The 25,705-nt window shown below is 74.4% G+C and carries 15 protein-coding genes; 6 read left to right on the forward strand and 9 right to left on the reverse strand.

Translation table 11 applies throughout. The features are described from left to right. Window positions 1-168: 168 nt before the first annotated feature. Genes paaD through paaA form a run of 4 tightly spaced genes read right to left on the reverse strand, consistent with a single transcriptional unit; the run spans window position 169 to window position 2,936 of the window. A complete protein-coding gene (paaD, locus tag ACZ4M5_RS17375; RefSeq protein ID WP_467737622.1) occupies window positions 169-681 on the reverse strand; it encodes a 1,2-phenylacetyl-CoA epoxidase subunit PaaD in 513 nt (170 codons plus the stop codon). Next, window positions 678-1,472 (reverse strand): 1,2-phenylacetyl-CoA epoxidase subunit PaaC, encoded by a 795-nt coding sequence (gene paaC / locus ACZ4M5_RS17380; RefSeq protein ID WP_467738033.1) that lies wholly within the window; start codon window positions 1,470-1,472, stop codon window positions 678-680. Before paaC ends, paaD begins: the two co-directional genes overlap by 4 nt. A gap of 16 nt (window positions 1,473-1,488) precedes the next feature. After that, complete coding sequence (locus tag ACZ4M5_RS17385) at window positions 1,489-1,800, reverse strand: 1,2-phenylacetyl-CoA epoxidase subunit B (protein ID WP_467737624.1); 312 nt, start codon at window positions 1,798-1,800, stop codon at window positions 1,489-1,491. Next, window positions 1,797-2,936 carry a 1,2-phenylacetyl-CoA epoxidase subunit PaaA gene (gene paaA, locus ACZ4M5_RS17390; RefSeq protein ID WP_467737626.1) on the reverse strand — a complete coding sequence of 380 codons (1,140 nt, stop codon included), beginning with the start codon at window positions 2,934-2,936 and terminating at the stop codon, window positions 1,797-1,799. Before paaA ends, ACZ4M5_RS17385 begins: the two co-directional genes overlap by 4 nt. A 346-nt stretch (window positions 2,937-3,282) precedes the next feature. On the opposite strand from paaA, the gene ACZ4M5_RS17395 reads away from it, so the two are divergent. The 3 genes from ACZ4M5_RS17395 to ACZ4M5_RS17405 all read left to right on the forward strand — a co-directional run bounded on the left by ACZ4M5_RS17395 (window position 3,283) and on the right by ACZ4M5_RS17405 (window position 6,327). Beyond that, on the forward strand, window positions 3,283-3,531 hold the full coding sequence (locus tag ACZ4M5_RS17395) for an acyl carrier protein (RefSeq protein WP_369193069.1): 249 nt from the start codon (window positions 3,283-3,285) through the stop codon (window positions 3,529-3,531). After that, complete coding sequence (locus ACZ4M5_RS17400; protein ID WP_467737629.1) at window positions 3,531-5,015, forward strand: class I adenylate-forming enzyme family protein; 1,485 nt, start codon at window positions 3,531-3,533, stop codon at window positions 5,013-5,015. Before ACZ4M5_RS17395 ends, ACZ4M5_RS17400 begins: the two co-directional genes overlap by 1 nt. 601 nt (window positions 5,016-5,616) lie before the next feature. After that, entirely contained in the window at window positions 5,617-6,327 is a 711-nt protein-coding gene (locus ACZ4M5_RS17405) for a 4'-phosphopantetheinyl transferase (protein WP_467737631.1), read from the forward strand. Window positions 6,328-6,406: 79 nt separating this feature from the next. On the opposite strand, the gene ACZ4M5_RS17410 is transcribed toward ACZ4M5_RS17405, so the two are convergent. From ACZ4M5_RS17410 to ACZ4M5_RS17425, 4 genes are all read right to left on the reverse strand, one after another. Then, window positions 6,407-6,601, reverse strand: coding sequence for an antitoxin (locus tag ACZ4M5_RS17410; protein WP_398107259.1), 195 nt, complete (start codon window positions 6,599-6,601; stop codon window positions 6,407-6,409). A 95-nt stretch (window positions 6,602-6,696) separates the two neighbouring features. Further along, window positions 6,697-7,926: a crotonyl-CoA carboxylase/reductase gene (ccrA, locus tag ACZ4M5_RS17415; RefSeq protein WP_467737634.1), complete on the reverse strand. Its 1,230-nt coding sequence runs from the start codon at window positions 7,924-7,926 to the stop codon at window positions 6,697-6,699. A gap of 22 nt (window positions 7,927-7,948) precedes the next feature. Then, a complete protein-coding gene (locus ACZ4M5_RS17420; RefSeq protein WP_467737636.1) occupies window positions 7,949-11,833 on the reverse strand; it encodes a type I polyketide synthase in 3,885 nt (1,294 codons plus the stop codon). Next, window positions 11,826-20,450, reverse strand: coding sequence for an amino acid adenylation domain-containing protein (locus tag ACZ4M5_RS17425; RefSeq protein WP_467737638.1), 8,625 nt, complete (start codon window positions 20,448-20,450; stop codon window positions 11,826-11,828). The genes ACZ4M5_RS17420 and ACZ4M5_RS17425 overlap by 8 nt, the downstream gene beginning before the upstream one ends. A 469-nt stretch (window positions 20,451-20,919) precedes the next feature. Between ACZ4M5_RS17425 and ACZ4M5_RS17430 the strand changes: the two genes are divergently transcribed. Together ACZ4M5_RS17430 and ACZ4M5_RS17435 are read left to right on the forward strand one after the other, a co-directional pair. Next, window positions 20,920-22,215 carry a phthiocerol/phthiodiolone dimycocerosyl transferase family protein gene (locus tag ACZ4M5_RS17430; RefSeq protein ID WP_467737640.1) on the forward strand — a complete coding sequence of 432 codons (1,296 nt, stop codon included), beginning with the start codon at window positions 20,920-20,922 and terminating at the stop codon, window positions 22,213-22,215. A gap of 64 nt (window positions 22,216-22,279) precedes the next feature. Continuing rightward, window positions 22,280-22,798, forward strand: coding sequence for an RNA polymerase sigma factor (locus tag ACZ4M5_RS17435; RefSeq protein WP_467738035.1), 519 nt, complete (start codon window positions 22,280-22,282; stop codon window positions 22,796-22,798). A gap of 184 nt (window positions 22,799-22,982) precedes the next feature. Here ACZ4M5_RS17435 and ACZ4M5_RS17440 read toward each other — a convergent pair whose 3' ends face one another. After that, on the reverse strand, window positions 22,983-23,876 hold the full coding sequence (locus ACZ4M5_RS17440) for a PAS domain-containing protein (RefSeq protein ID WP_467737642.1): 894 nt from the start codon (window positions 23,874-23,876) through the stop codon (window positions 22,983-22,985). 470 nt (window positions 23,877-24,346) lie between these two features. Here ACZ4M5_RS17440 and ACZ4M5_RS17445 point away from each other — a divergent pair, with 470 nt between their 5' ends. Continuing rightward, the gene (locus tag ACZ4M5_RS17445; protein ID WP_467737644.1) at window positions 24,347-25,633 is read left to right on the forward strand and encodes a helix-turn-helix domain-containing protein; all 1,287 of its coding nucleotides are present in this window, start codon (window positions 24,347-24,349) and stop codon (window positions 25,631-25,633) included. Window positions 25,634-25,705: the final 72 nt, after the last annotated feature.

Here is a 25,705-nt window from a genome sequence, read left to right on the forward strand (position 1 = left end):
GTCCGGCGACACGCAGCGAGTGGAAGCCGCGGCGGGACGAGACGGGTTGTGTGGGTGGGGTGGCGGCCGTTGCCGTGGTGGGGGTGGGTGGGTGTGCAGCCGACGCCTCGGTTGTGGTGGTGGCCTGCGTGGTCGTGGGTGGGGCTGTGGTCGTGTGCACGGGGGGCCTCACAGCGCGGTCAGGTGGGGGAAGGGCTCTCGGCAGGCCGTGCACCACAGCACGGACTGACAGCGCGACGGCCCGAAGGTGCTGTGCGGACGGGTCGCCCGGGAACCGCAGTGGGGGCAGGGCACGCCGCCCAGCTCGACGGGGACCGGGCCGTCCGGGACCGGCGTAACGGGCGGGGCGATGCCGTGTGCGGCGAGCCTGCGCCGGCCCTCGGGGGTGATGCGGTCCGTGGTCCAGGGCGGCGACAGCACCTGCCGCACGCGGCCGTCGGGGTGACCGCAGGCGGCCAGGACGTCCCGTACGGCGGCGGTGATCTCGGGCAGCGCCGGGCAGCCGAGGTAGGTGGGCATGATCTCCACCTCCAGCTCCCCGTCCGCCCCCGGCGCGACCGACCCCACCACGCCGAGATCGCCGAGGCCGATCACCGGCAACTCCGGGTCGGGCAGCGCCTCGACGCGCGCGCGCACCTCCTGAACGGAGCAGCGGACCGGGGACGGCGTCGAGGGGCTCACCAGCGGCCTCCCGGGAACTGCCGGTGCACGGACTGGAGTTCGGCGATCAGCGGGCCGAACTCCTCCGTGTGCAGCCCGGACCGCCCGCCCCTGCCGGACCAGGACGGGCCGGGCAGGGTGAGTCCCGCACCTGTGACGACCTCCGAGACGGTCCGCTGCCAGGCCGTCCGCACGAGCGCCGGGGAGGGGGCCGTGCCGGCCGTGGACAGGCGGCGGGCCACATCGTCCTCGTCGAAGAGTTCAGCGGTGTAGGGCCATACCCGTTCCAGGCCCTGCTGCATCCGGCGGGCACTCTCCCGCGTACCGCCCGCCAGCGTCCGGGTCCACCGGTCGGCGTGCAGCCGGTGGAAGGCGACCTCCTTGGCGGCGCGGGCGCCGAACGCGGCGAGTTCGGTGTCGGAGCAGTCCGCCAGCGCCTGGTAGTACGGGACCGCGTAGTGGGTGTAGGCCAGTTGACGGGCCACGGTCGTCGCGAAGTCCCCGTTGGGGAGTTCGGTCAGCAGGACGTTGGTGAACTCGCGCTCCGAACGGGTGAAGGCGAGGTCGTCCTCGGTGCGGCCGCTGCCGTCGAGCCGGCCGGCGTGGGTGAGCAGCACACGGGCGTGCCCGATGAGGTCGAGGGCGATGTTGGACAGGGCCAGATCCTCGTCCACGGTGGGCGCGCGGGTGATCCACTGGCACAGACGCTGCCCCAGGACGAGGGCGTCGTCGCCCAGGCGCAGGAGGTGTACGGCCAGGTCGGCGGCGGTGCCGGTCGCGGCGGCCGGTGTGCCGCCCGCTTCGGGCGTCACGGGAACTGCCGGGTCGTCACGCGTGGTGGTCACCTCGGGGGCCTTTCTCGGTCAACGGCGCGAAGTGCTCGGGGTGGCGGTAGGGCTTGTCGGTGCCCGCGAAGTACGGATCGCGTTCGTCCGGGGAGGCCGTGTGCACGGCGTCGGAGCGGACCACCCACAGCGACAGTGGCTCGCCGCGGCGCGTGAACAGGTCCCGCGCCGTGGCCAGCGCCGCGTCCGGTCCGGCGGCGCGCACCGATCCCACGTGCTGGTGGGCCAGGCCCCGGCGAGCCCGGAGGAACACCTCCCAGGACGCCGGCACGCCCTCCCCCGCTGTGCCGTTCATCCCTCCTCCTTCCCCACGGGACCCGTAGCGTCCGTGCTCTGCATCGCCTCCGCTGTCTCCCCTGCCTCCGCTGCATCCCCTGCCTCTGCCGCGTCCGCCGCCTCCGGGCGGGCGGCGTAGGCGACGGCGGCCTCCCGCACCCAGGCGCCCTCCTCGTGCGCGGTCCGGCGGTGTGCGATGCGCTGCCGGGCCCAGTGGGTGTCGTCGCCCAGGGCGTCGCGGTAGGTGTCCCAGTCGACGGGCGTGAAGTCGTAGTGGCCCCGTTCCTCGTTCCAGCGGATCGCCGGGTCGGGCAGCGTCAGTCCGAGGCGTTCGGCCTGAGGGACGCAACTGTCGACGAAGCGCTGGCGGAGTTCGTCGTTGGTGTGCCGCTTGATCCCCCAGGCCATCGCCCGGCGCGACACCGCGGCGCCCAGTGCGGCGGTCCGCGCGTCCGCCCCGCCCGCCTCGGTGTCGGGCGGCCCGAACATCAACGCCACGGCCGGCAGCCACCACCGGTTCACCGCGTCCTGCGCCATCTCCTTCTGCTGCGGCGTCCCCTCGCACAGCGCGCGCATCAGGTCGTAGCCCTGCCGGACGTGGAAGGCCTCCTCCTGGCAGACACGGCGCATCGCGCGGGCGTACGGCCCGTACGAAGTGCGGCACAGCGGCGCCTGGTTGATGACGGCGGCGCCGTCGGTCAGCCAGGCGATGGCCCCCGTGTCCGCCCAGGTCAGCGCGGGGTGGTTGAACGTGGCGGAGGCGCGCTGCTGTCCGCGGTGCAGCGCGTCCAGCAGATCGGCGCGGTCCACGCCCAGGGTCTCGGCGGCGGAGTAGAGGTACAGCCCGTGACCGGCCTCGTCCTGCACCTTGGCGAGGAGGACCGACTTGCGGTGCAGGGACGGGGCCCGGGTGAGCCACGCGCCCTCCGGCTGCATGCCGATGATCTCGGAGTGGGCGTGCTGGGCGATCTGGCGGATCAGCATGCGGCGGTAGGCGTCGGGCATCCAGTCGCGCGGTTCGATGGTCTCGCCGTCGGCGATGAGGGCGTCGAAGTGGGCGAGCAGTGCGTCCTGTTCCGCGGTGGCGGTGGCGGGGCCGGGAGCGGCGACGGCGGCGGCGGCGACCGTTTCGGCCGTCGCGGTGGATCCGGTCACGCAGCACCACCCACCGGGACGGCGACCGCCGTGCCGCCGGTGACCGCCGGCGTGGGACACCCTCCCGGTGCCGGGACCCGTACCGGCTGCCTGGGCACTCGCATCACTCCTTCGGTTCGGGGCCGTTCGCCCGGCCGGGGCCCGGCCGGGGCCCGACCGGGCGGGCCGGGACGCTTCGTTGCGAAAAGAGGCCCGGCACGGCCCCCGCTATCCCCGCCGCACGAGGATCGGGCGCGTGACGAAGCTCACGGCCCGGCCCCGGGAGTGGAACCGGTCGTGCCGCCCTCTTGAGGAGGTGACAGTCGAGTCCCGTACGGCGGCCGGCACGCCGAGGAAAGGGGAAACCATGAGCACCATCAGGGAGTTGCTGGTCGAACTCACCGGTACGGCCGAGTACGCCGACCGGATCGGCGACGACGTCGACCTGGCGGCCAGCGGCATCGACTCCGGGGACCTGGTGCGCCTGGTCCTCCTGGTCGAGCAGCGGCTCGGCGTGGAGATCACCGCCGAGGACATGGAGAAGCTGCACACCATCGGCGACTACGAGCGCTTCGTGGCCGAGCACTCGGTCGCCGGGGCGAGCGGCGGTGCGTGATGTGGCTGACGCAGCTGCTGGAGCGCAACCGCCAGTGCCGGCCCGGCCGGACCGCGCTGGTGGACGAGGAACGCAGCGTCACCTGGGCCGAGTTGCACGACCGGACCATCGAACTGGCGCGGGGTCTCGCCGAGTCCGGCATTCGTCCGGGTGACCGGGTGGCCGTCCTGTCCAAGGACCGCGTCGAGGTGCTGGAGACCTACTTCGCGCTGGCCCGGCTGGGCGCGCTGTTCGTGCCGCTGAACCACAGCCTGGCCGAGCCCGAGGTGGCCGGCATCGTCGAGCGCGTCGGCGCGGTGGCCGTCATAGGCGAGTCGGAACTGCTCGACCGGCACCTCGACCTCGCCGACTCGGTGCGGATCCGGCTGGCCCTCGACAAACCCGCCTTCGCGACGCTGGGCAGCCTGGCGGCCGAGCAGGACCTGCCCGGCGTCGCCGACACCGACCCCATCGCCGTGCTGCACACCTCGGCCACCACCGGTCAGGCCAAGGGCGTCACCGTCGACAGCGCCTCGTTCCGGGCCATCGCCCTGGGCTGGCTGGTGATGGCCCGCCCCACGGACGACATCGTCATGGTCAACTGCTGCCCGCTGTACCACGGCAGCATGGTCGTGTCCCTCACGTACATGGCGGCCGGCGCGACGATCGTGCTGATGCCGGGCTTCACCCCGCAGCGGGCCCTCGCCGCGGTGGAACGGCACCGGGCCACGCACATGTGGATGGTGCCGCAGATGCTGCGGTTCATGCTCCAGGCCAAGGCGTCCGCGCGCACCGACCTGTCCTCCCTGCGGGAAGTCCTGTACGGCGCCGCGCCCATGCCCCTCGACGTCTACGCCGAGGCGGTGGAGCGGCTCGGCTGCGGGTTCCGGCAGGTCTACGGCATGACGGAGGTGGGTGGCCCGTTCGTCACGCTGGGCCCCGACGAACACCCCGCGCCCGGGGACGTCACCGCCCGCATCCCCTGCGGCAGGGTCGTGCCCGGCATGTCCGCACGCGCCGTCGACGAGGGCGGGCGGGAGCTGCCGCCGGGGGACATCGGCGAGATCGTGGTGCGTGGTCCCGGCGTCATGCAGGGCTACTGGAACGACCCGGAAGCCACCCGCGAGATCACCCTCGACGGCTGGATCAGGACGGGCGACCTGGGCTTCCTGGACGACGAGGGCCGGATCAGCCTGGTGGACCGCACGAAGGACGTGATCATCCGGGCGGGCCAGAACGTCTACCCCTCGGAGATAGAGCGTGCCCTGATGACCCACCCGGCGGTCCGCGACGCGGCGGTCGTGGGGATGCCCGACGAGGACTACGGCGAGGTGCCGCTGGCGTACGTCGTGACGGAGCCGGGCACGGAGCCGGGCGCGGCGGCGCTGCTGGCGCACGTTGCGGGGCTGCTCGCGCCGTACAAGCGGCCGCGCCGGGTGGAGTTCATCGAGCAGGTGCCGCGCAATCCCGCGGGGAAGATCATCAAGAAGCTGCTGCGGGTGTGAGGTGCGGTGAGCGGCGACGACCGTGCGCCCCACGAAGGCCGGGCCGGCCACGGCGACGACGCCGGGGCCGGCCCGAGGCGACCGGTGGATCGGGCCGGCGGCGGCCCACGGCCCGAGATCCACGGTCGTGAAAGCGGGGCCTTCCCGAGCCGATCAATCGGCCGCGTCGACAACCAGCGGCATCAAACCCCCGGTAGACACGCCGGAACCCGTCACCACGCCTGGAGCCGCCCCGGCCGACCGATCCGCAGCGCCGGCAGCGCCGGCAGCCCACTGCACCCGGCCCATGTCAGACCCACCGGGGCCCCTCCGAGCCGATCATTACGCCGGGTCGGCGACGCACGGAGGTGGACCGGCGACGCTCGAGCCGTCCGTGCCACCTGTGACCTCCACCGCCTCCGTGTCACCTGAGACCCGCACAGCGTCCACGCCCCGCGCGCCGTCCACGCCCCGCGCGCCCTCCGCGTTGCCCGCGCCCGCGCCCGCGCTCCTCAGGATGCCCAGGGCGGTTGCTGCCCAGCCCGCGGCCCATGCCCGCGCGTGTCCCGGCTCCACCCTCACCACACGACCCCATCAGCCGTCGCAACCCGCGACGCCTCCCTTGACCGGCCCTGCGGATCCCTCTCAGCCCTCCGGCCCGCCCGACCTGTCGGCGCTCGCCGCGCTGCCGGTCGCCCCCGGGCTGGGGCTGGGTGTCGCCACCGTGTCGGAGCCGTGTCTGGCGCCGGCCGGGCCCGCCGAGGCGGCTGCGGCCGCGTCGATGCCGGCCCGGCGGCGGCTGGAGTTCCTGGCGGGCCGGTGGGCCGCCCGGCGGGCCCTGCGCGCGGTGGGGCTGGACTGTGGGGAGATCCCCCGAGCGGGGCGGATGCCGGTGTTCCCGCCGGGCCTGGCCGCGTCGATCTCACACAGCGCCGGGATCGCGGTCGCCGTGGCCCGCGGCCCGGGCCGGGACGTCCCCCTCGGCTGCGACCTGGAGCTGCGGCCCCTCCCCCGCCGTGCGGCCCGGCTGGTGCTGCGCGAGGACGAGGAGGAGTTGCTGTCCTGCGGCTGCCGGCCCGAGGGTACGGCCTGGTCGGTGACCGAGCTGTTCTCCGCGAAAGAGGCGGCCTGGAAGGCACTGGATGTGCGCGACAGCGCCCCTCGGGCGGGTACCGCACCGGGGAGCCTGCGGGATCTGCGGGCCGAACCGGTGGGTGACGAGGTGCGCGTGGCCCTGCGGGGCGTCCCCGCACGGGCCGTTCGGGTGCGGGTGACACAGGTGGGGACGGGCGTGTTCAGTCAGGTCACGGGGTGGGCCGAAGGCCCCGGCTGACCGCGCTGCGGCGTCCCGCCGCCCCCGGTGCGGTGCACCGGGGGCGGCGGGACGGTCGAGCCGGTCGGTGTCGAACCGGTCAGTGTTCCGACGTCCCGCCGTCCCGGTAGGAGCGCCGTACCGTGTCGCCGGCCTTGTCGGTCTGGGCGTCGTACTTGTTGCCCGTCCGATCGTCGACCATGCGCTCGGCGCTGCCGACGCCCTTGTCGGCCTGGTCGGGGTGACCCTTGGCCATCTGCTTGGCCTTGTTCATCATGTCGCCCAGCTTGCCCATGGAAGGTACCTCCGGGGAGTGCGCGTACGTCGTACTCCGCGCAGGTACCCCTCTCGGCACGGACGAATCACCACAGCCGACGCATTTCGTTCGCCTCACCCACGGTCGCCCACCCGGGCGGCCATGTTCCCCGCGGGGTGCTGGTTGTCGTGGATGAGCTGGTGGGCAAGACCGATCTCGTCGAAATCGAAGGTCCTGGACAAGCAGGGGTCGATGATTCCCTGGTCGATCAGCCGGGTCACCTCGCGCGCCTCACGGGCCGTGGCCACGTGCGAGCCCTGCAGGCGCTTCTGCCGCATCCACAGGAACCGCAGGTCGACGTCGCCGTTGTAGCCGGTGGTCCCGCCGCACAGGACGACCATGCCGCCGTTGCCGCACAGGTACAGGGACGTCGGGATCGTGTCGGCCCCGGAGTGCTCCAGGACGATGCGCGGGCTGCGACGCTCCCCGAGCACCTCCCAGAAGCGCCGCCCGAAGGCGCGGGCACCCGACAGCCAGCGGGCCGTCGCCGCCTCGTCGGAGGTGTCCGGCAACCGCCCCCAGTGATCGAAGTCCCGCCGGTCGATCCATCCCTCGGCGCCCAGCTTGAGGCAGAACTCACCGCGCTCCTCGCTGGAGACGACCGCGACGGGAACGCCTCCGACGTGCCGCACGAGCTGGATGGCGATGCAGCCCAGCCCGCCGGCACCGCCCCACACCAGGACCGGGTCGCCGGGGCGCACGGTGTGGGGCGGCCAGCCGAACAGCTGGCGGTAGGCGGTGGCCGCGGTCGCCATGTAGCAGGCGGCCTCCGCCCAGGACAGCCGGGCGGGCTTGGGGTGGCACATGTAGTCGTCGACGACCGCGAACTGGGCGAAGGAACCGTAGTTCTCCTCGTAGCCCCACACGCGCTGGCTGGTCGACCAGGTGGGATCGCCGCCGAGGCGGATGTCCTCGGCCCTCTCGTCCCAGCGGTTGGCGAGGACGACGACCTCGTCGCCGAGCCGTAGCCCGCGCACGTCCTCGCCGACCGCCCACACGATCCCGGACAGGTCGGAGCCGCCGATGTGGAAGTCCTCGGTGGCGCCCGCCTTCTGCCGGGCGGCGATCACGTCGAGCGGCGAACCCAGCGCGGCCCAGACGTTGTTGTAGTTGATGCCGGCCGCCATCACCTTCACCAGGACCTGTCCCCGCCCGACGGGAGGGACGTCGACCACCTCGGTCCTGAAGGCGTCGACGGGCTGTCCGTAGCGCTCACGCCGGATGAGCGAGGCGTACATCTTCTTCGGGGCGGTGCCCAACTCGGGTGCGTCACCGAGTTCGTACAGGTCCTGGGTCGCACTCACGCTGTCTCTCCTCGACGCGGGTTCACGGGGAAGGGGATGCGGCGGCCCGGTCGCCCGGACCACGCAGGGCCTTGGCGACCGCCTCGCCGATGCGGGCGATCGGTTCGGGTTCGGTCATCTCGTAGTGGCCGCAGGGCACGCGGTGGTCGTGCAGGGTTCCGTCGACGTACGGCCGCCAGCTGTCGGCCTTTCCGGGCAGCACCGCGAGATCGGCCGGGGCGTCGGTGTGCTGCTCCTCGGCGGCACTGAAGAACAGCACGTCACCGCGGAAGACGCCCGGCGTGAACTGCGGTGCGATACGCAGGTTGTTGCGCATGACGGCGGCGATGGCGGCGGCCTCGGCGCGGGTGACGGGGACGCTCGACGGGTCGGCCGCGACACGGGCGTCGATCCGGTCCAGGACGGTGTCCACGGGCACCGGGTCGACGGGCAGGCCGGCCACCCGGGACAGCAGGGCCGCCACCTGGCGTTCGGCCGCTTCGGGGTCGTGGGCGGTGCCGTGCGGCTGGGGCGCGTCGAGCATGGCGAGGAGTTCGACGCGCTCGCCGTCGCGCTGGAGCGCGCACGCCATGGCGTGGGCGACGAAGCCGCCGTAGGACCAGCCCAGCAGGCGGTACGGGCCCTGGGGTTGCACCTGGCGGACCAGGTCGAGGTAGTGGGCGACCATGGCGGTGGCGTCCGGCGCGGGCGGGGTCGTGCCGTCGAGACCGGCGGCCTGGATGCCGTGGACGGGCTGGTCCCCGCCGAGGTGCGGCAGCAGACCCGTGTAGCGCCAGGACACGCCCGCGCCGGGGTGGACGCAGAACAGGGGCCGGGCGGCACCCTCGGGGCGCAGGGGCAGCAGCGGGGCGAGCGCGGTGGGCGCCGGCCCCGGGGCCTGCTGGTCGGGTTCCCCGGTCGCGGCGAGGATCCCGGCCACGGTGGGCGCGGCCAGCAGGGCGGCCGCCGGCACGTCGAGCACGCCCGACTGGCGCAGCCGGCCCGCCAGCAGCACGGCGCGCATCGAATCGCCGCCGAGGTCGAAGAAGTTGTCGTGCAGGCCGATGCCCTCGATGCCGAGGATCTCCTCCCACAGGCGGGTCACCTCCCGTTCGCGGTCGGTGCGCGGTGGGACGAGCTCCGTGGTGAGCCGGGGCCGGGGGGCGAGGCCGGTGGCGGCCGGAGCCGGGGTGTCGTCGGTGGTGGGGCCGGTGCGTGCGCCGGGGGCGTCGATCCAGTGGCGCCGGCGTTCGAAGGCGTACGGCGGCAGCGGCACCCGCCGGGGTGTGCCGGGGACCGGCGGCAGGGCGCTGTCCACGCCCGCGCTCCACAGCCGTCCCAGTGCCTCGGCGAGGACGAACCCGTCGGAGGCCTCGGCCTTGGCGTGGCGCATGGTGGTGACCGTCACCGGTGCCTGGCCGGTGAGCCGGCCGGTGGCCAGCTTGGTCAGGGTGTCGCCCGGACCGATCTCCACGAGGACGGGGTGCAGCCGGTCCCACAGCGCGCCGAGGCCGTCGGCGAACCGCACGGTGCGGCGGGTGTGGTCGAGCCAGTGCCCTACGGAGGTGGCCTGGGCGTCGGTGACCCAGGTGCCGGTGACGTTGGTGACGTAGGGGATGCGCGGCGGGCGCAGGGTGACCTGGCGCAGGTGGGTCTCGTAGGCGGGGAGGACCGGGTCCAGGACGTGGGAGTGGGCCGCGACGGGGATGCGCAGACGGCGGAACGGCACGCCCCGGCGGGTCAGTTCGGCTTCGAATCGGGTCACTGCGTCGAGGTGCCCGGCGACGGTGCAGGCGCCGGGCCCGTTGACGGCGGCCAGGGACAGGTCGTCGCCGAGCAGCGGCTCGATCTCCTCGGCCGGGGCGGCGACGCCGAGCGTGGCACCGCCGGCGGAGGCGATGAGCCGGATGCGTTCGGTGACCAGGGGGAGCATGTCCGCGAGGTCGACGACGCCGGCCAGGCAGGCGGCCGTGTACTCGCCGAGCGAGTGACCGATCAGCGCGTCGGGGCGCACGCCCGACTCGATGAGGGTGCGGGCCAGGGCGTACTCGGTGACGACCAGGCCGAGGAACGCGGAGGTGTCGTCGGGCCGCCGTTCCTCGAACAGGGCGGTGCGCAGGTCGGCGCCGAGGACGGGCCGCAGGATGCGGGCGCACTCGTCGACGGTGTCGCGGTAGACGGTCTGATCGCGGTACAGCTCCGCTCCCATGCCGGGGTACTGGGTGCCGCCGCCGGGCAGCAGGAACGCCACGCGGGGCGCTTCGCCGGTGAGGGGCGAAGAGGCGGGGGCGGCGGAGCGCAGTGCGTCTACGGCCTCCGCGCGGGAGGCGGCCGTGACGGTGAACCGGTGGGGCAGCGCGGGCCGGGCGGTGCGCAGGGAGTGGGCGAGGTCGTCCAGCCGGAGCTCGGGGCGGTGTTCGAGGTGCCGTGCGAGTGCCTCGGCCTGCCCGCGCAGGGCGCCGGCGGTCCGGGCGGACAGCGGCAGCACCAGGCGGTGGTCGTTCTCGGGCGGGCGGGGTGCGCCGGGAGCGGTGGGCGGGGCCTCCTCCAGGATGACGTGGGCGTTGGTGCCGCCGATGCCGAAGGCGCTGACGGCCGCCCGCCGGGGGTGGTCGCCCGCGGGCCAGTCCTCCAGGGCGGTGGGCACGCGGAAGGGGCTCGCGTCGAAGTCGATGAGCGGGTTGGGGCGGTCGAAGTGCAGGCTGGGCGGGATCTGCCGGTGCTCCAGGGCGAGGACGGCCTTGATGAGGCCGGCGATGCCGGCGGCGGCTCCGAGGTGGCCGATGTTGGTCTTGACCGAGCCGAGCGCGCAGAACCCGGTCCGCGGGGTGCTGTGCCGGAACGCCTCCGTCAGGGCGGACACCTCGATCGGGTCGCCGAGCTTGGTGGCGGTGCCGTGCGCCTCGACCAGCCCGATCGTGCCGGCGTCGACCTCCGCCTGGGCCTGCGCGGCGAGGATGACCTCGGTCTGCCCGGCGGCGCTGGGCGCGCTGAAGCCGACCTTGCGGCGGCCGTCGTTGTTGACGGCGCTGCCGCGGATGACGGCGCGGATGCGGTCCCCGTCGGCGAGGGCGTCCTCCAGCCGTTTCAGCACCACGGCCCCGACACCGTCGCCGGAGGAGGTGCCGGCGGCGTCCGCGGCGAAGGCACGGCAGTGGCCGTCGGGCGAGAAGGGCCCGTCGGGCACGTGGCGGTAGCCGAGGACGGCCGAGGGGTTGAGGGAGACGGCGGCGGCGAGCGCGGTGTCGCAACGGTGGTCGAGCAGGTCCTGGCAGGCGGTGTGCACGGCGACCAGCGCGGTGGAGCAGGCCGTCTGCAGGGACACGCTGGGTCCGGTGAGGCCGAGTTCGTAGGAGACGCGGGTGGCGAGCGTGCCGAGGGAGTTGGCGGTGGCCGCGTGGACGAGCGCCACGGAGCCGGGCTGCCCGGCGAAGCGGGGGTGGACGTGGGCCGGGTAGTAGCGGCTGTCGCCGGCTCCCGCGTACACGCCGAACGCCTCGCCCGTCCGGTCCCCGCCCAGGCAGCCGGCGTCCTCCAGGGCGTGGTACGCCACCTCCAGCAGCAGCCGCTGCTGCGGGTCGACGACGGCGGCCTCGGCGGGGCTGTAGCCGAAGAATCCGGAGTCGAAGCGGTCGATGCCCTCGACGACGGACACCTTCCGGATCAGTGCCGGATCGTCCAGATCGCCCGGGTCGCCGCCCGCGGCGAGGAACTCCTCGTCGGTGACGGGCCGGACGGATTCGCGGCCGGCGGCGAGGTTGTCCCAGAAGGCGTCGAGGTCGTCGGCGCCGGGGAAGCGGCCCGCCATGCCGATGACGGCGACGGCGGGGAGGTCCTCGGCGTGGGGTGTGCTGGTGTCGTGCACGGCGTGTGCCTCGTCCTTTCCCGGTTCGGTGGTGTGCGGGCCCGAGTCGTCCCGGTCAGGCACGGCCGCGGTCCCCGCCGTGCCGGGCGGAGCGGCGTGCGCGCGCGGCCCGCTGCCGCCGGGCTTGTTCCTTGGCTCGGTCCAGGCCGGCCGCCTCGGGCCGGGGCGCCGCCCCGACGGCCGGTGCGGCGGTCCCCGTGGAGCCGGTACCGGTGGCCGCCAGGTGGCGCGCCAGGTCGCGCACGGTGGGGTGCGCGAACAGGTCGACCACCGGCAGTTCGGTGCCGAAGGCGCGGTTGACGGCTGTCTGCGCGGTGACGAGCAGCAGGGAATTGCCGCCCAGGTCGAAGAAGTTGTCGTCGCGGCCCACCCGGTCGCGGCCCAGGACGCGGCACCAGACCTCGGCGAGCCGGCGCTCCAGCTCGCGCAGGTGCTCGCCCGTCTCCGTGCGGTCCGGTCCGGTCGCGGTGCCGGTATAACGCAGGACCCACGCGTCGGGCAGTCCGGCCGCACGGGCGCCTTCGCCCGCCGCCCGGTACAGGGCGGTCAGGTCCGTGCCGTCCTCCAGACCGACGCGCCCGGCCAGCCGCCGCGTCGGGCGTACGGGGGCCACGACGTGGCTGCCGACCCAGGGGGCGGTGCGGTCGGCGCCGATCAGCAGGTGCGGCTCGTCCAGGGAGCGGGCCAGATCGAACGAGCGCAGCGCGGCGGGGGTGTCGAGCAGCCGGTAGCCGCGGGCCTCGGTGAGCGCGGTGAGCCCGTACCCGCGGCTCATGCCGCGCTCGCGCCACATGCTCCACGCCAGGGACTGCGCGGGCAGCCCGAGACCGCGGCGGTGGTGGGCGAGGGCGTCCAGGCAGGCGTTGGCGGCGGCGTAGGCGGCATTCATGGCGCCGCCGAAGAAGCCGTTCACCGAGGAGAACGTGACGAAGGAGGTCACCGGATGGTCCGCGGTGAGCCGGTGCAGCGTCCATGCCCCGCGCACCTTCGCCTCCAGCGCCCGGCGCCAGGTGGCCGCGTCCAGCTCCCCGACGGGGCGTTCCACGAGGGTGCCGGCCAGGTGCAGCACCGACCCCAGGGGCACGCCCCACGTCTCGGCGGCGGCCTCGACCGCGTCGCGCAGCTGCTGTTCGTCGGTGACGTCGGCCGGGGTGTAGCGGACCTCGCCCAGCTCGCGCAGGCGGGTCAGGATCTGGCCGTCGGGGCGTGGTGTGCGGCCGACGACGAGCAGCCGGGTGCCGGGGGTGCGCAGGAGGTGGGCGGCGAGTTCGGCGCCGACGCCGCCCAGTCCGCCGGTGAGCAGGGTGAAGCCGTCGGGTGAGGGCTGTCCGGCGCGGGGCGGGGTGTCGGGCAGGGGCGCGAGGCGGCGTACGTACCGCTGCCCGTCGCGGTACGCCACGTCCGTGTCACCGGTCGCGGCCGCCGCCTCGGTGAGGATGTGGGTCAGCGCGTCCGGGTCGCCGTCGAGGGGCAGGTCGAGGTGCGTGGCGCGCAACCGGCCGTACTCCTCGCTCAGCGACTTCAGCAGCGCGCCGCACATGGCGTGGGCGGGGTGGGCGGGTTCACCGGGGTGCACGGCCTGGGCACCCGCCGTCACGTACACCAGGTCGACGGGCCCGGACGGTTCCGGTCGTGCGGTCAGGGCCCGGGCGAAGGCGAGCAGTTCCTCCGCGCCGGTCGTGTCGTACGGCTGCACGGCGTCGGCACCGGGCAGTGCGCCGAGGTACAGCACGGCGTCGACCGGGCGCTGGTCGCGGTCCAGCCGGTCCAGCAGCGCGGTGTGGTCGCTCTCCTCCCCGGGCCGGACGCGGTAGTGGGCCGCGTCGAGGCGCGCGTAGGCCGTGCCCGTCTCGGCCAGGGTGCACCGTCCGCCGCTCTCGCGGAGCGCGTCCGCGAGCCGCCGGGCCAGCGCGTCCTGTGCCCGGGCCACGACGAGGGTGTGCCGTCCGGGCGCCGCCGGGCGGGCACCGGGGTGCTCCACCCGCTGCCACACGGGCCGGAGGAACCAGTCGGGGACGGTGGCCGCGGTGCCCAGCAGCAGTTGCGTGCGACGCACCTCGGCGTCGAAGTCGCCCGCTTCGAAGCGTGTGCGCAGTCGGGTGCGCTGGATCTTGCCGATCTCCGTCTTGGGGACCGTCTCGCGCGCCACCGGGATCAGGAAGGCCGGGCTGACGCCGATCTCCCGGGTGACCTTTCCGGCGATCTCGCGCAGGGCCGCGGCGGAGACCTCGGGCACGAGGTGGAAGAACAGGGCCAGTTCGTCGGTGGGCGAGGAGGGGTCGGAGCGCACCGCGACCGCCGCGGTGAAACTCCGTTCCACGAAGGGCAGTTCCTCGACGCAGGCTTCGATCTCGTGGCTGTAGTGGTTGACGCCGTTGACGATGATGACGTCCTTGGCGCGCCCGGTGATGTACAGCTCCCCGGCACGCAGGTACGCCAGGTCGCCCGTGTCGAACCAGCCGTCGTCGGTGAACGCCTCCGCGTTGGCGGCCGGGTTGTCGTGGTAGCCGCCGGTGACGGAGGTGCCGCGGACCTGGAACCGGCCTGCCTCGCCCTCGTGGAGGACCGTGCCCTGCTCGTCGACGACCCGCATGGCGAACCCGGGGTAGGGCCGGCCGCAGCTGACGAACATCCCTTCGTCCGGGGCGGGCTGGGCGGGCAGGACGGCGTCGGTGACCACGGAGCAGGTCTCGGACATGCCCCAGCCGGGGTGCATCACGTCCTGCGGGAGGCCGAACGGCTCCAGCGCGTGCAGGAACCGGCGGGCGGCGGAGGCGACGACGACCTCGCCGGCGTTCATCACCAGCCGCATGGGCGAGAGGTCCCAGGTGCGGCCCGTGAAGCGGTCGGACTGCCCGGCGAGGAGCCCGAAGGCGAAGTTGGGCGCCCAGGTGACGGTGACCCGGTGCCGGTCGGCGAGGTCCATCCAGCGCAGCGGGTCCTGCAGGATCCAGGAGGTGGGGGCGTGGATCTGGCGGCAGCCGAGGTACACGTCGCGCAGGTGGAACATCACCACGCCGGTGACGTGGTCGAGCGGGATCCAGTTCAGGGACACGTCGTCCGCGCCGAGCCCGTTCATCTGCTCGGTGGCGGCGGAGCGGGTCAGCACGTTGCGGTGGGTCAGGCGCACCGCCTTGGGCAGTCCGGTGCTGCCGGACGTCATGAGCATCAGCATCAGGTCGTCCGGCCCGGCCGGGTGCCAGTCGTGGTCCTCGGGGGCCTCGCGCAGGGCGTCGGCCGTGGTGAGCCGCAGTCCGGGCCAGCCCTGCCCGGCCGCGACCCCGCGCAGTCCGGCCTCGCGGGCGGCGGAGCAGACGATCCAGGGCCGGCCGAGCATCCGCCAGATGCCCTCCAGCTTGGTGAGCGCCGCGGAGGGGGTGTCGTAGCCGGTGGGCACGGTGAGCGGGACGGCGACGAAGCCGCCGAGGACGCAGCCCCACAGCACGGCGAGGAAGTCCTCGGTCGCGTCGCACTGGAGGATCACCTGGTCGCCGGGGCGCAGGCCCGCCCGGCGCAGTCCGGCGAGCACGCGGGACGCCTCGGGGATCAGGGAGGCGTAGCTGCGCCGGTGTTCGGTGCCGTCCGGGTGGACGTGGACGATGTCGCCCCTGCCCCGTTCGGCGGCGCGGCGCAGGGCCTCTGCCCAGCCGGTCACCGAGGGTTCGGCCAGGGCGGGGCCCTCGCTGACGGCCGGGACGGTGGAGCGGGGTGCCGTGCGGGCCGGGGCGGACGCGGGCTGCGTGGTGCGGCCGTGCGGGCCGGCGTGGCGGCGGCCGAGTTCCTCGGGAGCGGTCTCGACCGACACCTCGGCGGCCATGACGCCCGGGATCCGGGCCAGCCGTTCGCGCCAGGCGCCGGCGGCGGTGCGGTCCGCGGCGGGCAGGGCACGCAGGGCCGTGGTGTCCACGGTGCCGTCCTGTGCGCGGGGCAGCAGGTTGACGGCCGTGACGCGGACGGCGCCGTGGCCCGTGCGGTCCAGGGCGCTCTCCAGGTGCTCGGCGGCGTCCGGCCGTCCCGGCACCACGTACAGGTGCGCGGGGGCGCCGTCGGCGCCGTGCAGCGCGTGGGCCTCGCGGATGCCGGGCACCGCGAGGGCGGCCTGCTCCAGTTCCGCGAGGCCGGGCTCGGCCGCTGAGGGGGTGCGCTCGGGAAGGGCGGGCAGTTCCCCGAGCCGGACGCCGGGGTCGGTGACCACCGTGCGCAGGGTGTCGTGCAGGGCGTGGGCGAACGCCTCGGCGGTGCCGGCGTCGTAGAGGTCGGTGGCGTACTCGACGTGCAGCGTCAGTCCGCCGGGCGTGCCGTCGGGGGTACGGCGTTCCAGGACGTCCACGAAGAGGTCGAACTTGGCGGTGCCGGTGGCCGTGGGCCGCAACTCGGTCCGCTCGCCGCCCAGTTCGAGGACGGCCCGGGTGTTGTTCTGCAGGGCCAGCATCACCTGGAACAGCGGATGGCGGCCGGGTGTGCGGACGGGGTTGAGTTCCTCCACCAGCCGGTCGAAGGGCAGGTCCTGGTGGTCCAGGGCGGCCAGGTCGGCGGCGCGCAGCCGGGCGAGGAGGTCGCGGAAGGCGGGGTCGCCGGAGGTGTCGGCCCGCAGCACCAGCGTGTTGGTGATCAGTCCGATCAGGTGGTCGAGGGCGGGTTCGGTGCGGCCCGCGACGGGCGTGCCGAGGACGATGTCCTCCCCGGCGCCGCAGCGCGTGAGCAGGGCGCTGACGGCGGCGTGGAGCACCATGAACAGACTGGTGCCCTCGCGGTCGGCCAGGCGCAGCAGGGCGCCGTGCAGGTCGGCGCCGACGGTGGTCTCGACGTGTGCGCCGCCGCCGTGTGGCGCGGTGGGGCGCGGCCGGTCACCGGGCAGGGTGCACTCCTCGGGCAGGCCGTCCAGCGCGGTGCGCCAGTGCTCGGTGAGCTGCTCCAGCCGTCCCGGGCCGTCCGGCGCGGGGGCCAGCAGGGCGCGCTGCCACAGGGCGTAGTCGGCGTACTGGACGGGCAGCGGCGTCCACGCGGGCGCCCTGCCCTCCCGGCGAGCCGCGTACGCGCTGCTCAGGTCGTCGGCGAAGGGACCGAGCGACCAGCCGTCGGCGGCGCTGTGGTGCAGGACGAACAGCAGCACGCGGTCGCTGCCGGTGCCCAGCAGCCAGGCGGCGAGGGGACTTTCGGCGGTGAGGTCGAAGCGATGCCGCAGCGCGGCGTGGACGTGGGCGGCGGTCTCGGTGGCGGGGCAGTCGACGTGGCGCAGTACCGGACGCAGTCCGCCCGGCGGCAGGATGCGCTGGTACGCCGTGCCGTCGTACTCGGCGATCACCGTCCGCAGGCTCTCGTGCCGGTCGGCCAGGTCGCCGAGGGCCGACCGGAGCGCCTCGGTGTCGAGGCCGGCGCCGACCGGGACGATGAGCGGGATGTTGTAGGTGGCCGCTCCCTCGTCGAACCGGTTCAGGAACCACATGCGCTCCTGCGCGAAGGACAGCGGCACCCGCTGCGGGCGTTCGGCCTCGCCGAGGGCCGGGCGGGTCGGGGCGTCGTCCGTCACGGTGAGCCGCTGGGCGAGGGCGGCCGGCGTCGGCGTCCCGAACAGTGCGGTGATGGGGATCTCGGCGCCCGTCGCCTGCCGGATCCGGGCCAGCAGCCGGGTGGCGAGCAGGGAGTCGCCGCCCAGGTCGAAGAAGTTGACGTCGGTGCCCACCGTGCCGCGGGGCAGCTTCAGCACGTCCTCGAAGTGCGCGCACACCAGGGCCTGCTGCGGCGTCTCGGGACGGGTGCCGGAGGCGGCGGCGGTGAAGTCGGGGACGGGCAGCGCCTCGGTGTCGAGCTTGCCGTTCGCGGTGAGCGGCAGTGTGTCCACCGGGACGCACACGGCGGGAACCATGTGCTCGGGCAGGTGGGCCGCGGCGTGCGCGCGCAGGGCGGCGGCGCTCGCGGGCGTCTCGCCCGTGAGGACGGTGTAGGCGACGAGCTGCAGGGCGCCGTTGCGGGCCCGGCGGGGCACGACGGCGGCGCGGGCGACGTCGGGGTGGGCGGCGAGGACGGCCTCGATCTCGCCGGGTTCGACGCGGAAACCGCGCAGCTGCACCTGGGCGTCGGCGCGGCCGAGGTAGTCGAGGGTGCCGTCGGGGCGGCGCCGGGCCAGGTCGCCCGAACGGTACATGCGGGTGCCGGGCGGGCCGTAGGGGTCGTCGAGGAACCGTTCGGCGGTCAGCTCCGGCCGGTTCAGGTAGCCGGCGGCGACGCCGGCGCCGGACACGTACATCTCGCCGGTCGCGCCGGGCGGCACCGGGCGTCCCTGCGCGTCCAGCAGGTGCACGCGCAGGTCGGCGAGCGGGGCGCCGATGACGCTGCCCCGGCGAGGGTCGTCCAGGTCGGCCCGGGTGAGACGGTGGTGGGTGACGTGCACGGTGGTCTCGGTGATGCCGTACATGTTCACCAGCGCCGGGCGGTCCAGGCCGTGCCGGCGCACCCAGGGGCGCAGCCGTGCCGGGCGCAGCGCCTCGCCGCCGAAGACGACGTACCGCAACCGCGCGGTGTCACCGCCCCGTTCGGCGTCGGCCTCGACGAGCTGCTCGAACGCGGAGGGCGTCTGGCTGAGGACGGTGACGCCCTCGCGGTGCAGCAGTTCCAGGACGTCGCGGGGGGAGCGGCTGACGGCGTACGGCACGACGGCGACCCGGCCGCCGTGCAGCAGGGCGCCCCAGATCTCCCAGACGGAGAAGTCGAAGGCGTAGGAGTGGAACAGCGTCCAGACGTCGTCGGCACCGAAGTCGAAGTGCTCGGCCGCCGCGGCGAAGAGCCGCACGACGTTCGCGTGCGGGACGGGCACGCCCTTGGGGCGTCCGGTGGACCCCGAGGTGTGGATGATGTAGGCGGTGTCGGACGGGCCCACCGGCCCGTGGCGTTCGGTGTCGCCCAGGTCGGCGCCGGAGCGGCGGGCGAGGTCCGCCGTGACGTCGGGGTCGTCGAGGAGGACGGCGGGCAGCGCGTCGGTGGCGAGGTGGGCATGGGCGTGCTCGGTGACGAGGACGACGGGGGCCGCGTCCTCGACGACCAGCCGCAGCCGTCCGGCCGGGTGTCCGGGGTCCAGGGGAAGGTAGGCGGCACCGGTCTTGAGCACGGCCAGCAGGGCGGGCAGCAGCCGCACGCCGCGTTCCAGGGCCAGCGCCACGACCCGGCCGGGGCCCGCGCCGTGCTCGGTGAGCAGCCGGGCGAGCCGGTTGGCCTCGGCGTTGAGCGCGCCGTAGGTGAGCCGCTCGTCCCCGCAGCTGACGGCGGTCCGCTCCGGTCCGGCCGCCGCCCGTTCCTCGAACAGCTCCGTGAGGGTCCGCTCGACGGGATACGTGTGCACGGGCGTGTCGCGGGGGTGTTCTCCGGGCAGCAGCAGGTCCAGGTCGCCCAGCGGTACCGCCGGGGCGGCCTCGGCGACCCGGCGCAGCACCGCGAGGAACCGGTCGCGGTGCAGGGCCAGTTCGTCCTCCTCGTACAGGGCCGGATTGGCGTCGAAGGCCAGCCACAGCCCTCCGCCCCGGCCTCCCGGGCGCACCGAGATCTGCAGGTCGTCGACGGCTCCGCCGGACAGGTGGTGCCAGGTGGTGGGATGGCCGCCGAAGACCGGCGACTCGTCGAACGGGACGATGTTGAGCACCGGCCCGTACAGCCGGCGTCCGGTGCCCAGCAGCCCCAGGTCCCGTCGGAGGAACTCGCCCCGGTAGCGCTGATGTTGACGCAGGGCCTTCAGCTCCTGCGCGACGGCCCGCACCAGCTCCTCCAGGGGCGTGCCCGAACTGGCCGTCACGCGCAGCGGCAGCACGTCGGAGGCGGTGCCGGGGGTGCGCAGGGTGGCGCTGCCCAGGCGGCTCATGGTGGCCATGCCCAGCACCAGGTCGTCGGCGCCGGTCATCCGGTGCAGATAGGCGGCCGTGGCGGCGGTCAGCAGGTCGGTGCGCTGCACGCCGAGCCGGGCGGCCGCCGCGTCGAGGGTGTCGGTCTCGGCGGCTGTCAGTCCGGCGGTGCGGCGCAGGAAGGGCGCGGTGGCGGCGGCCGTGCGGGAGGTGAGCCGGGCGGGCTCCGGCAGGGCGGACAGGCGCCGCGCCCAGTGGTCGCGGTCGCGGACGTAGCCCTCGGAGGCACGGTAGGCGGCCTCCTCCGCCTGCAGCCGGCTCACCGGCGCGAAGCCGCAGGGCTCCGGTTCACGCCCGTCGGCCAGGGCGTTGTACGTCTCGGCCAGCCGCCGTCCGAGCAGTTTGTAGCTGTAGCCGTCGAGCAGGATGTGGTGGGCCCGCAGCAACCACAGGAAGCGGTCGGGGGCCAGCGTCAGCAGGGTGTGGGCGAACAGCGGGCCCTTCTCCAGGTCCACGGGCGTCGCCAGATCGGCGCGCACGTGGGCCCAGGCGGCCGCCTCGGGATCCTCGGTGCCGCTGACGTCGACCCGGTGCAGGACCCAGTCGTCCGCGTCCGCGGCGGTGTGGCAGCGGGGGCCGTCGTCGGTCTCGGCGAAGCGCAGCGCGAACGTGTCGGCCTCGCCCACGGTGCGCCGCAGCGCGGCCTCGAACAGGCCGGTGTCGAGGGGACCGTGGATCTCCACCGCCTCCGCGGTGTTGTACGCGGCGCTGTCCGGTGCGAGCCGCCCGGCGTACCAGAGGCCCTCCTGGGCTCCGGACAGCGGTCGACGTTCGTCCTCGCGGAGTGACATGGCACAACCCTCACGTGACTAGCCGTAATGTCCCGGACGGCGATGGCCCGGCCGGATCGGACGGGTGCGGCCACCGCTCCGCGCGGTCCTCGCGCGGGTGTACGCGCCGGACCGGCTGCCGACAGGGGCGGGACGGGGGTCGCACGCCGGGGCGGGGGAGGCACCTCACCCGGCCCCGGTTTCACGGCACATCACGGTGCGCCACCCGAACCGGCCGGGTCAAGCGCCACCGGGCCGTGGCGGTCCCCCTTAGGGGTTTCCCTGGAATGTGCGGGGCCGGGGAGTGCTCGAACCACGCCAACTTCTAGGGAAATCACGCGACTTGCCTCGCCATAGCCTTCTCCGCTGGATCAGGACGTGTTCCGCCGTGCACTCTCGAAGAGCCCCCTGCGCCCCGCGGAAAGCCGCGGCGGCCGACCGATCCGGGGCCGTGGAACCCCCCGATGGACGACGGAAGAAGGCTGACGGCATGCACCGTGCGCTGTGTCCGGTCGAGACGCTCTACGTGGGCCAGAGAAGCAGGGCCGTGCTGTCCTGCACGCTGCGCGGACGCGTGGACGTGGCGGCGCTGTCGGCCGCGTTCGACGCCATGACGGAGACGAACCCGCCGCTGCGCTCCCGCATCGAACAGGACGGCACGACCCACCTGTTGCGCCTGCTCGACGAGGACGAGCGCCCCCGGCTGATCACCCGGACCGGCACGGAGACGGAGGCCTACGCGGCGGAACTGAACCAGCCCCTGCCGGTCGGGGGACCGCTGAGCCGTGCCGTCCTGGTCAGCGCCCCGGACGGCGAGAGCCACCTGTTCGTCCTGGTGGTGGACCACACCGTCGTCGACGGGCACAGCAGCATCGCGCTGCACAACGCACTGTGGGACCGCTACCGGGCACTGGTCGAGGGGGAACCCACCCCCGCCGGCTCCGGCCTGCCCAGCTGGCCCGAGCCCGTCAGCCGGCTGGTGCCCGAGGCCGACACCGACGACACGGCGAAGTACCTGGACCACCGTCTGCAGGAAGTGCGGCGCCACCCGGTCGAGTTGGTGCCGTACGACGTCACGGCCGGTGAACACGCTGACGGGACAGGGCAGATCGAAGTGCGCCGGCTGACGCTGGACGCCGAGCACACCTCGCGACTGCGGCGCAGGGCACGCGACGCGGGCGTCTCCGTCCACGCCCTGATCGCCGCGACGCTGCTGGGCACGGCCCGGCGGCGGCTGGACGGCGACGGCCCCCGCACCCTCGGGTGCCTCTCCCCCGTGGATGTGCGTTCCCGGCTGTCCCCGCCGCTGCCCGCCTCCGCCCTGGTGCCCGCGGTCACCACCCACCTGCAGACGCTCGACGTGTCCGGGACGGCCGAACCTCTGGACCTCGCGCGTACCGTGCACGGCCGCCTGGGCGACTTCCTCTCCCGCGGCGACCACTTCCACGAACTGCGCATCACGCCGGAGATCCCCCGCAACCCCGCGCTGCAACTGGCCACCGTGATCGTCACCAACATGGGCGTCGTCCCGGGCCCGCGGCTGCCGGCGGGACTGCGGGCGGCCGACGTGCGGCTGGTGCCGGCCCGCGAGCACTACTTCCCGCAGGCGGGACGCAGCCCCGTCATGGCGTGCGTCGTCTCCTTCGAGGGGCGGCTTTCCATCGAGTTCCCGCACTCCACCGCCTGTTACAGCCCGGCCTTCATGAGCGCCTTCCGCGACGACGTCCGCGCCGGACTCCTCGGGCTCGCGAGCACGGCTGCGCCCGACGCCGCCGTCACGGGCTGACAAGGACCCGGACCGACAAGGGCCTCTCCCCCGCTCCCCCGCCGCCGAGGAACTCGTGACCGACATGACCACCGTCAGCGAACTCCCCTCCCCTCTCACGCTGCTGCCCCGCGCGCAAGCGGGCGACGAGCACGCGATGAACCACCTGCTGACCGGCATCACGCCGTACGTCGCGCGCATCTGCCGGTCCATCACCCACGACGACGGCGCCGACGCCACGCAGGAGGCGCTGCTCGCCATCTACCGCGGTCTCAGCTCGCTGCGCGAACCGGCGGCGTTCTACGGCTGGGTGCGCTCGGTGACGGTCCGCGAGGCCGTCCGCACCGCCAAGCGCTACGGCGAGGAGCGCTGCTGCTCCGAGGTGGACTCCCAGCAGGAGGCCAACCCCTTGGACGCGGTGCACATCAGCGACGTGCTGGAGCGCCTGTCCCGGGCGCACCGGCAGGTCCTCACCCTGCGCGCCTACGGGCTCAACGAGGAGGAGATGGCCGAGGTGCTCGCCCTGCCCGTCGGCACCGTCCGCTCGCGCCTGTTCCGGGCCCGACGCCGCTTCCAGGAGGCGTGGCAGCCTTCGGCGGCCTGACGCCGGGTCGGTTGCGGGACGCGCACGCGGCCGTGGCGGTGCCCCTCCCACCGCCACGGCCGCCCGGGATCCGGCGCCCGCGGACCGCACCGGCGCACGGTCCGGTCACCTGCGCATGTACTGAGCGCCGAGGCATGGGCCGAACACCGGGGCATGCGTCGGGCACCGAAGTACGTGTGGCGCCCTAGCGCACGTGTTCCGGGAGGACGCGCGGGGGCCACTGCCCCGTCGCGAACATCCCGAGTGCGTGGGCCCGCGCCACGAGGGCGGGCCGGTTGGGCGCGTCGAAGCGCCGCAGCATCTGCCCGACGCGGTATTCGATTCCCTGACGGCTCAGATAGAGACGGGAGGCCAGCTGCACCGTGGACTCACCGCTCGCCACACCTTCCAGGACCTGTGCGTCGAGGGCGCTGAGCACCGGCCCGCCGGGCCTGGCGTGCCCGGCCCGGCGCAGCAGAACGACGACGCCGACGATCGCGCCCGCGGGTTCCCGGACGGCGACCGCGGTGATTTCCGCCGGGAATTCACGGCCGTCGCCGTCCCGGCCGGTCACCTTTTCCGTGAACCTCCGAAGACGCCCTGCGGAAAGAGCCGTGAATTTCTCCCGGAGCCGTACAGGAAAGGGTGAGCGGAGAAGGTCGAGAAGGCTGTGCCCGCATATCTCGTCGGCGGCCAGCCCGAATTGGCCGGCGAATTCGGGTTCTGCGGCCGTGACGACCGGGTCGCCGGGCGAGACATGGGCCGTACAGGCGCCCGCCGAAGCGGCGCCTCCCGGCGAGTCGCCGGTCGGGCCACGGCGGGCGGGGGCGGCCGCAGCGGCCGTCCGGTTCTTGCGGGGCGAGGCGTCGGGGAAACTCGTGGTCGCCACGGACGTACCGTCCTTCTTCCTGCGTGCGGGCGGGGAAGGGTGAGCGGACGCGGAGCGGACCGGTGCGCTGTGCCTGGGTGTGGACGAGCGTCCGGTGACGGCATGCACCACCTCGCCGGTGGCCGGGGCCGGTGTCCGCGTCCTCCCGGGCAGCCCGGCACGAAGGCGCCGGACTTCCGGGTCGGTCAGGGTGAGCAGAGGAGGCGGCACCGGGGCGAACGGCCCCCGGCTGCCGGGGATAACGTTGTCACGGCCATGCGACCCCGGCGTCCGATCCGAACCCGGGACCAGGGACCGGGGCCGCGGGCCGTACCTCCGGCCTTCGCGAGGGGTCCGGTCGGAACCTGTTCAGCACGAGAACCTCCGCATGACGAAGTCGGGATCACATCAAGGGGGCGCTTTCGAGATTAAGCGTCGGCAACTCCTCTGGCAAGGGTTTGCCAAGTGACCTGGGCAACCCGTCAACCGGCCCGCGAAACGGGCTTGATCCGGGCAGAGTTCGCGGCTTTTCAAACAGCGCCCACTCAATCCGAAACCGCCCGGGCGGCGGCTGGTTGACCTGCGTTTAACAGCTTGTCGCCCCTTGCCGAGCTTCATACAGTGTGGGCGATCGATACGCCCGACCGGGCAGGCGGGACCGGCAGAGCTCGCCGACGGCGCCGAGGAACCGGAGGAGGGAGATGCTCGAACAGCCGCATTTCGGCCGCCGGCTGAGAAGGCTGCGGCTGGCACGGGGGCTGAGCCAGGCCGGACTGGTGGGCCGGGGCATGTCGACGGGGTACCTGTCACGGCTGGAATCCGGTGAGCGGCCTCCCACCGAACGCGCCGTGACCTACCTCGCCCAGCGGCTCGGCGTCGACCCGTCCGCCCTGACCGGCCCGTCGGACGGCCGGACCCTGACCGGCGTCCTGGCCGCCGTGGCCTCGGCACCACCCGGCGCGGACGACACACCGGCGCTGTGCCGCGCGGTCGAGGAGGACGCGGGCGAGGACCCCGCCGCCCGCTGGCAGGCGCTGTGGCTGCTGAGCCAGGCCACGGGCCGCGACGGCGACCGCGAGCTGGAGCGCACGAGACTGGCCGAACTCGTGGACCTGAGCGACCGGTTGGACGCCGCGGAGCTGCGGGTCCGGGCGCGCGTCCGGTTCGCCCGCTGCTCGCAGGCACTGGGGGACGTGCGCGCCGCCGAGCAGGCGGCGGCCGTGGCGCTGTCCGTGGCGCGCACCGCGCGACTCGGCGTGTCCGACACGCTGTCCGCCCTGATCGTCCTGATCGGCGTCGAGACGGCACTCGGCGAGCTGGAGGCGGCCGGCCGCCATGTCGCCGAACTGGAGCGGGACCTGCTCCCCCGGGCCACGCCGGCCCAGGCGGCCGAGGCGCTGTGGACGGCCTCGGTGGTCAGCGACCGCCAGGGTGACGCCGCGGCCGCCAGGGCGCGCCTGGAGAGGGCTCTGAACCTGCTGGAGGGCGGGGACGACCTGACCCTGTGGGCCCGGCTGCGGCTCGCGGCGGCCGGCGCCGCGCTGCACACGTCACCGCCCCGTGTGGCGGACGCCGCACACCGGCTGGGTGAGGCCGCCGCCGTCCTGCACCTCGTCGGTACCCCCGCGCAACTCCAGGAGGTGCGGGCACTCCAAGCCCATCTCGCCTTCCACCAGGGACGGTTGGAGGACGCCAGGGCGCTCAGCCGGGCCCTGCTCGCCGAGGAGGACCTGCGTCTGTCCTACCGCGACCGCGTACGCCTGGCGGTCCTCGACGGCCGCCTGAAGATCCTCGCGGACCGTGCCGACGAGGGCATCGCGGCGCTGCGCCGGCTGGGTCGGCAGGCGGCGGAGTCCGCGCACGTGGACCTGGCGGCCCATGTCTGGCAGTCCTTGGCCACGACCCTGGCCGACGTCCGCCCCCGCGACCCGGCTGCAGGAGCACCGGAGCGACCCGGGTCGGAGCGCCATCGGGACTCCTGCCTCTGAGCACAGGCAGGGCCCTGGGTTCCCGGCGAGGGGACCGAGCATCCGCCGACGCCCCGCCCGCACCCGGTCACC

This window comes from Streptomyces sp. NPDC026246, assembly GCF_055567995.1.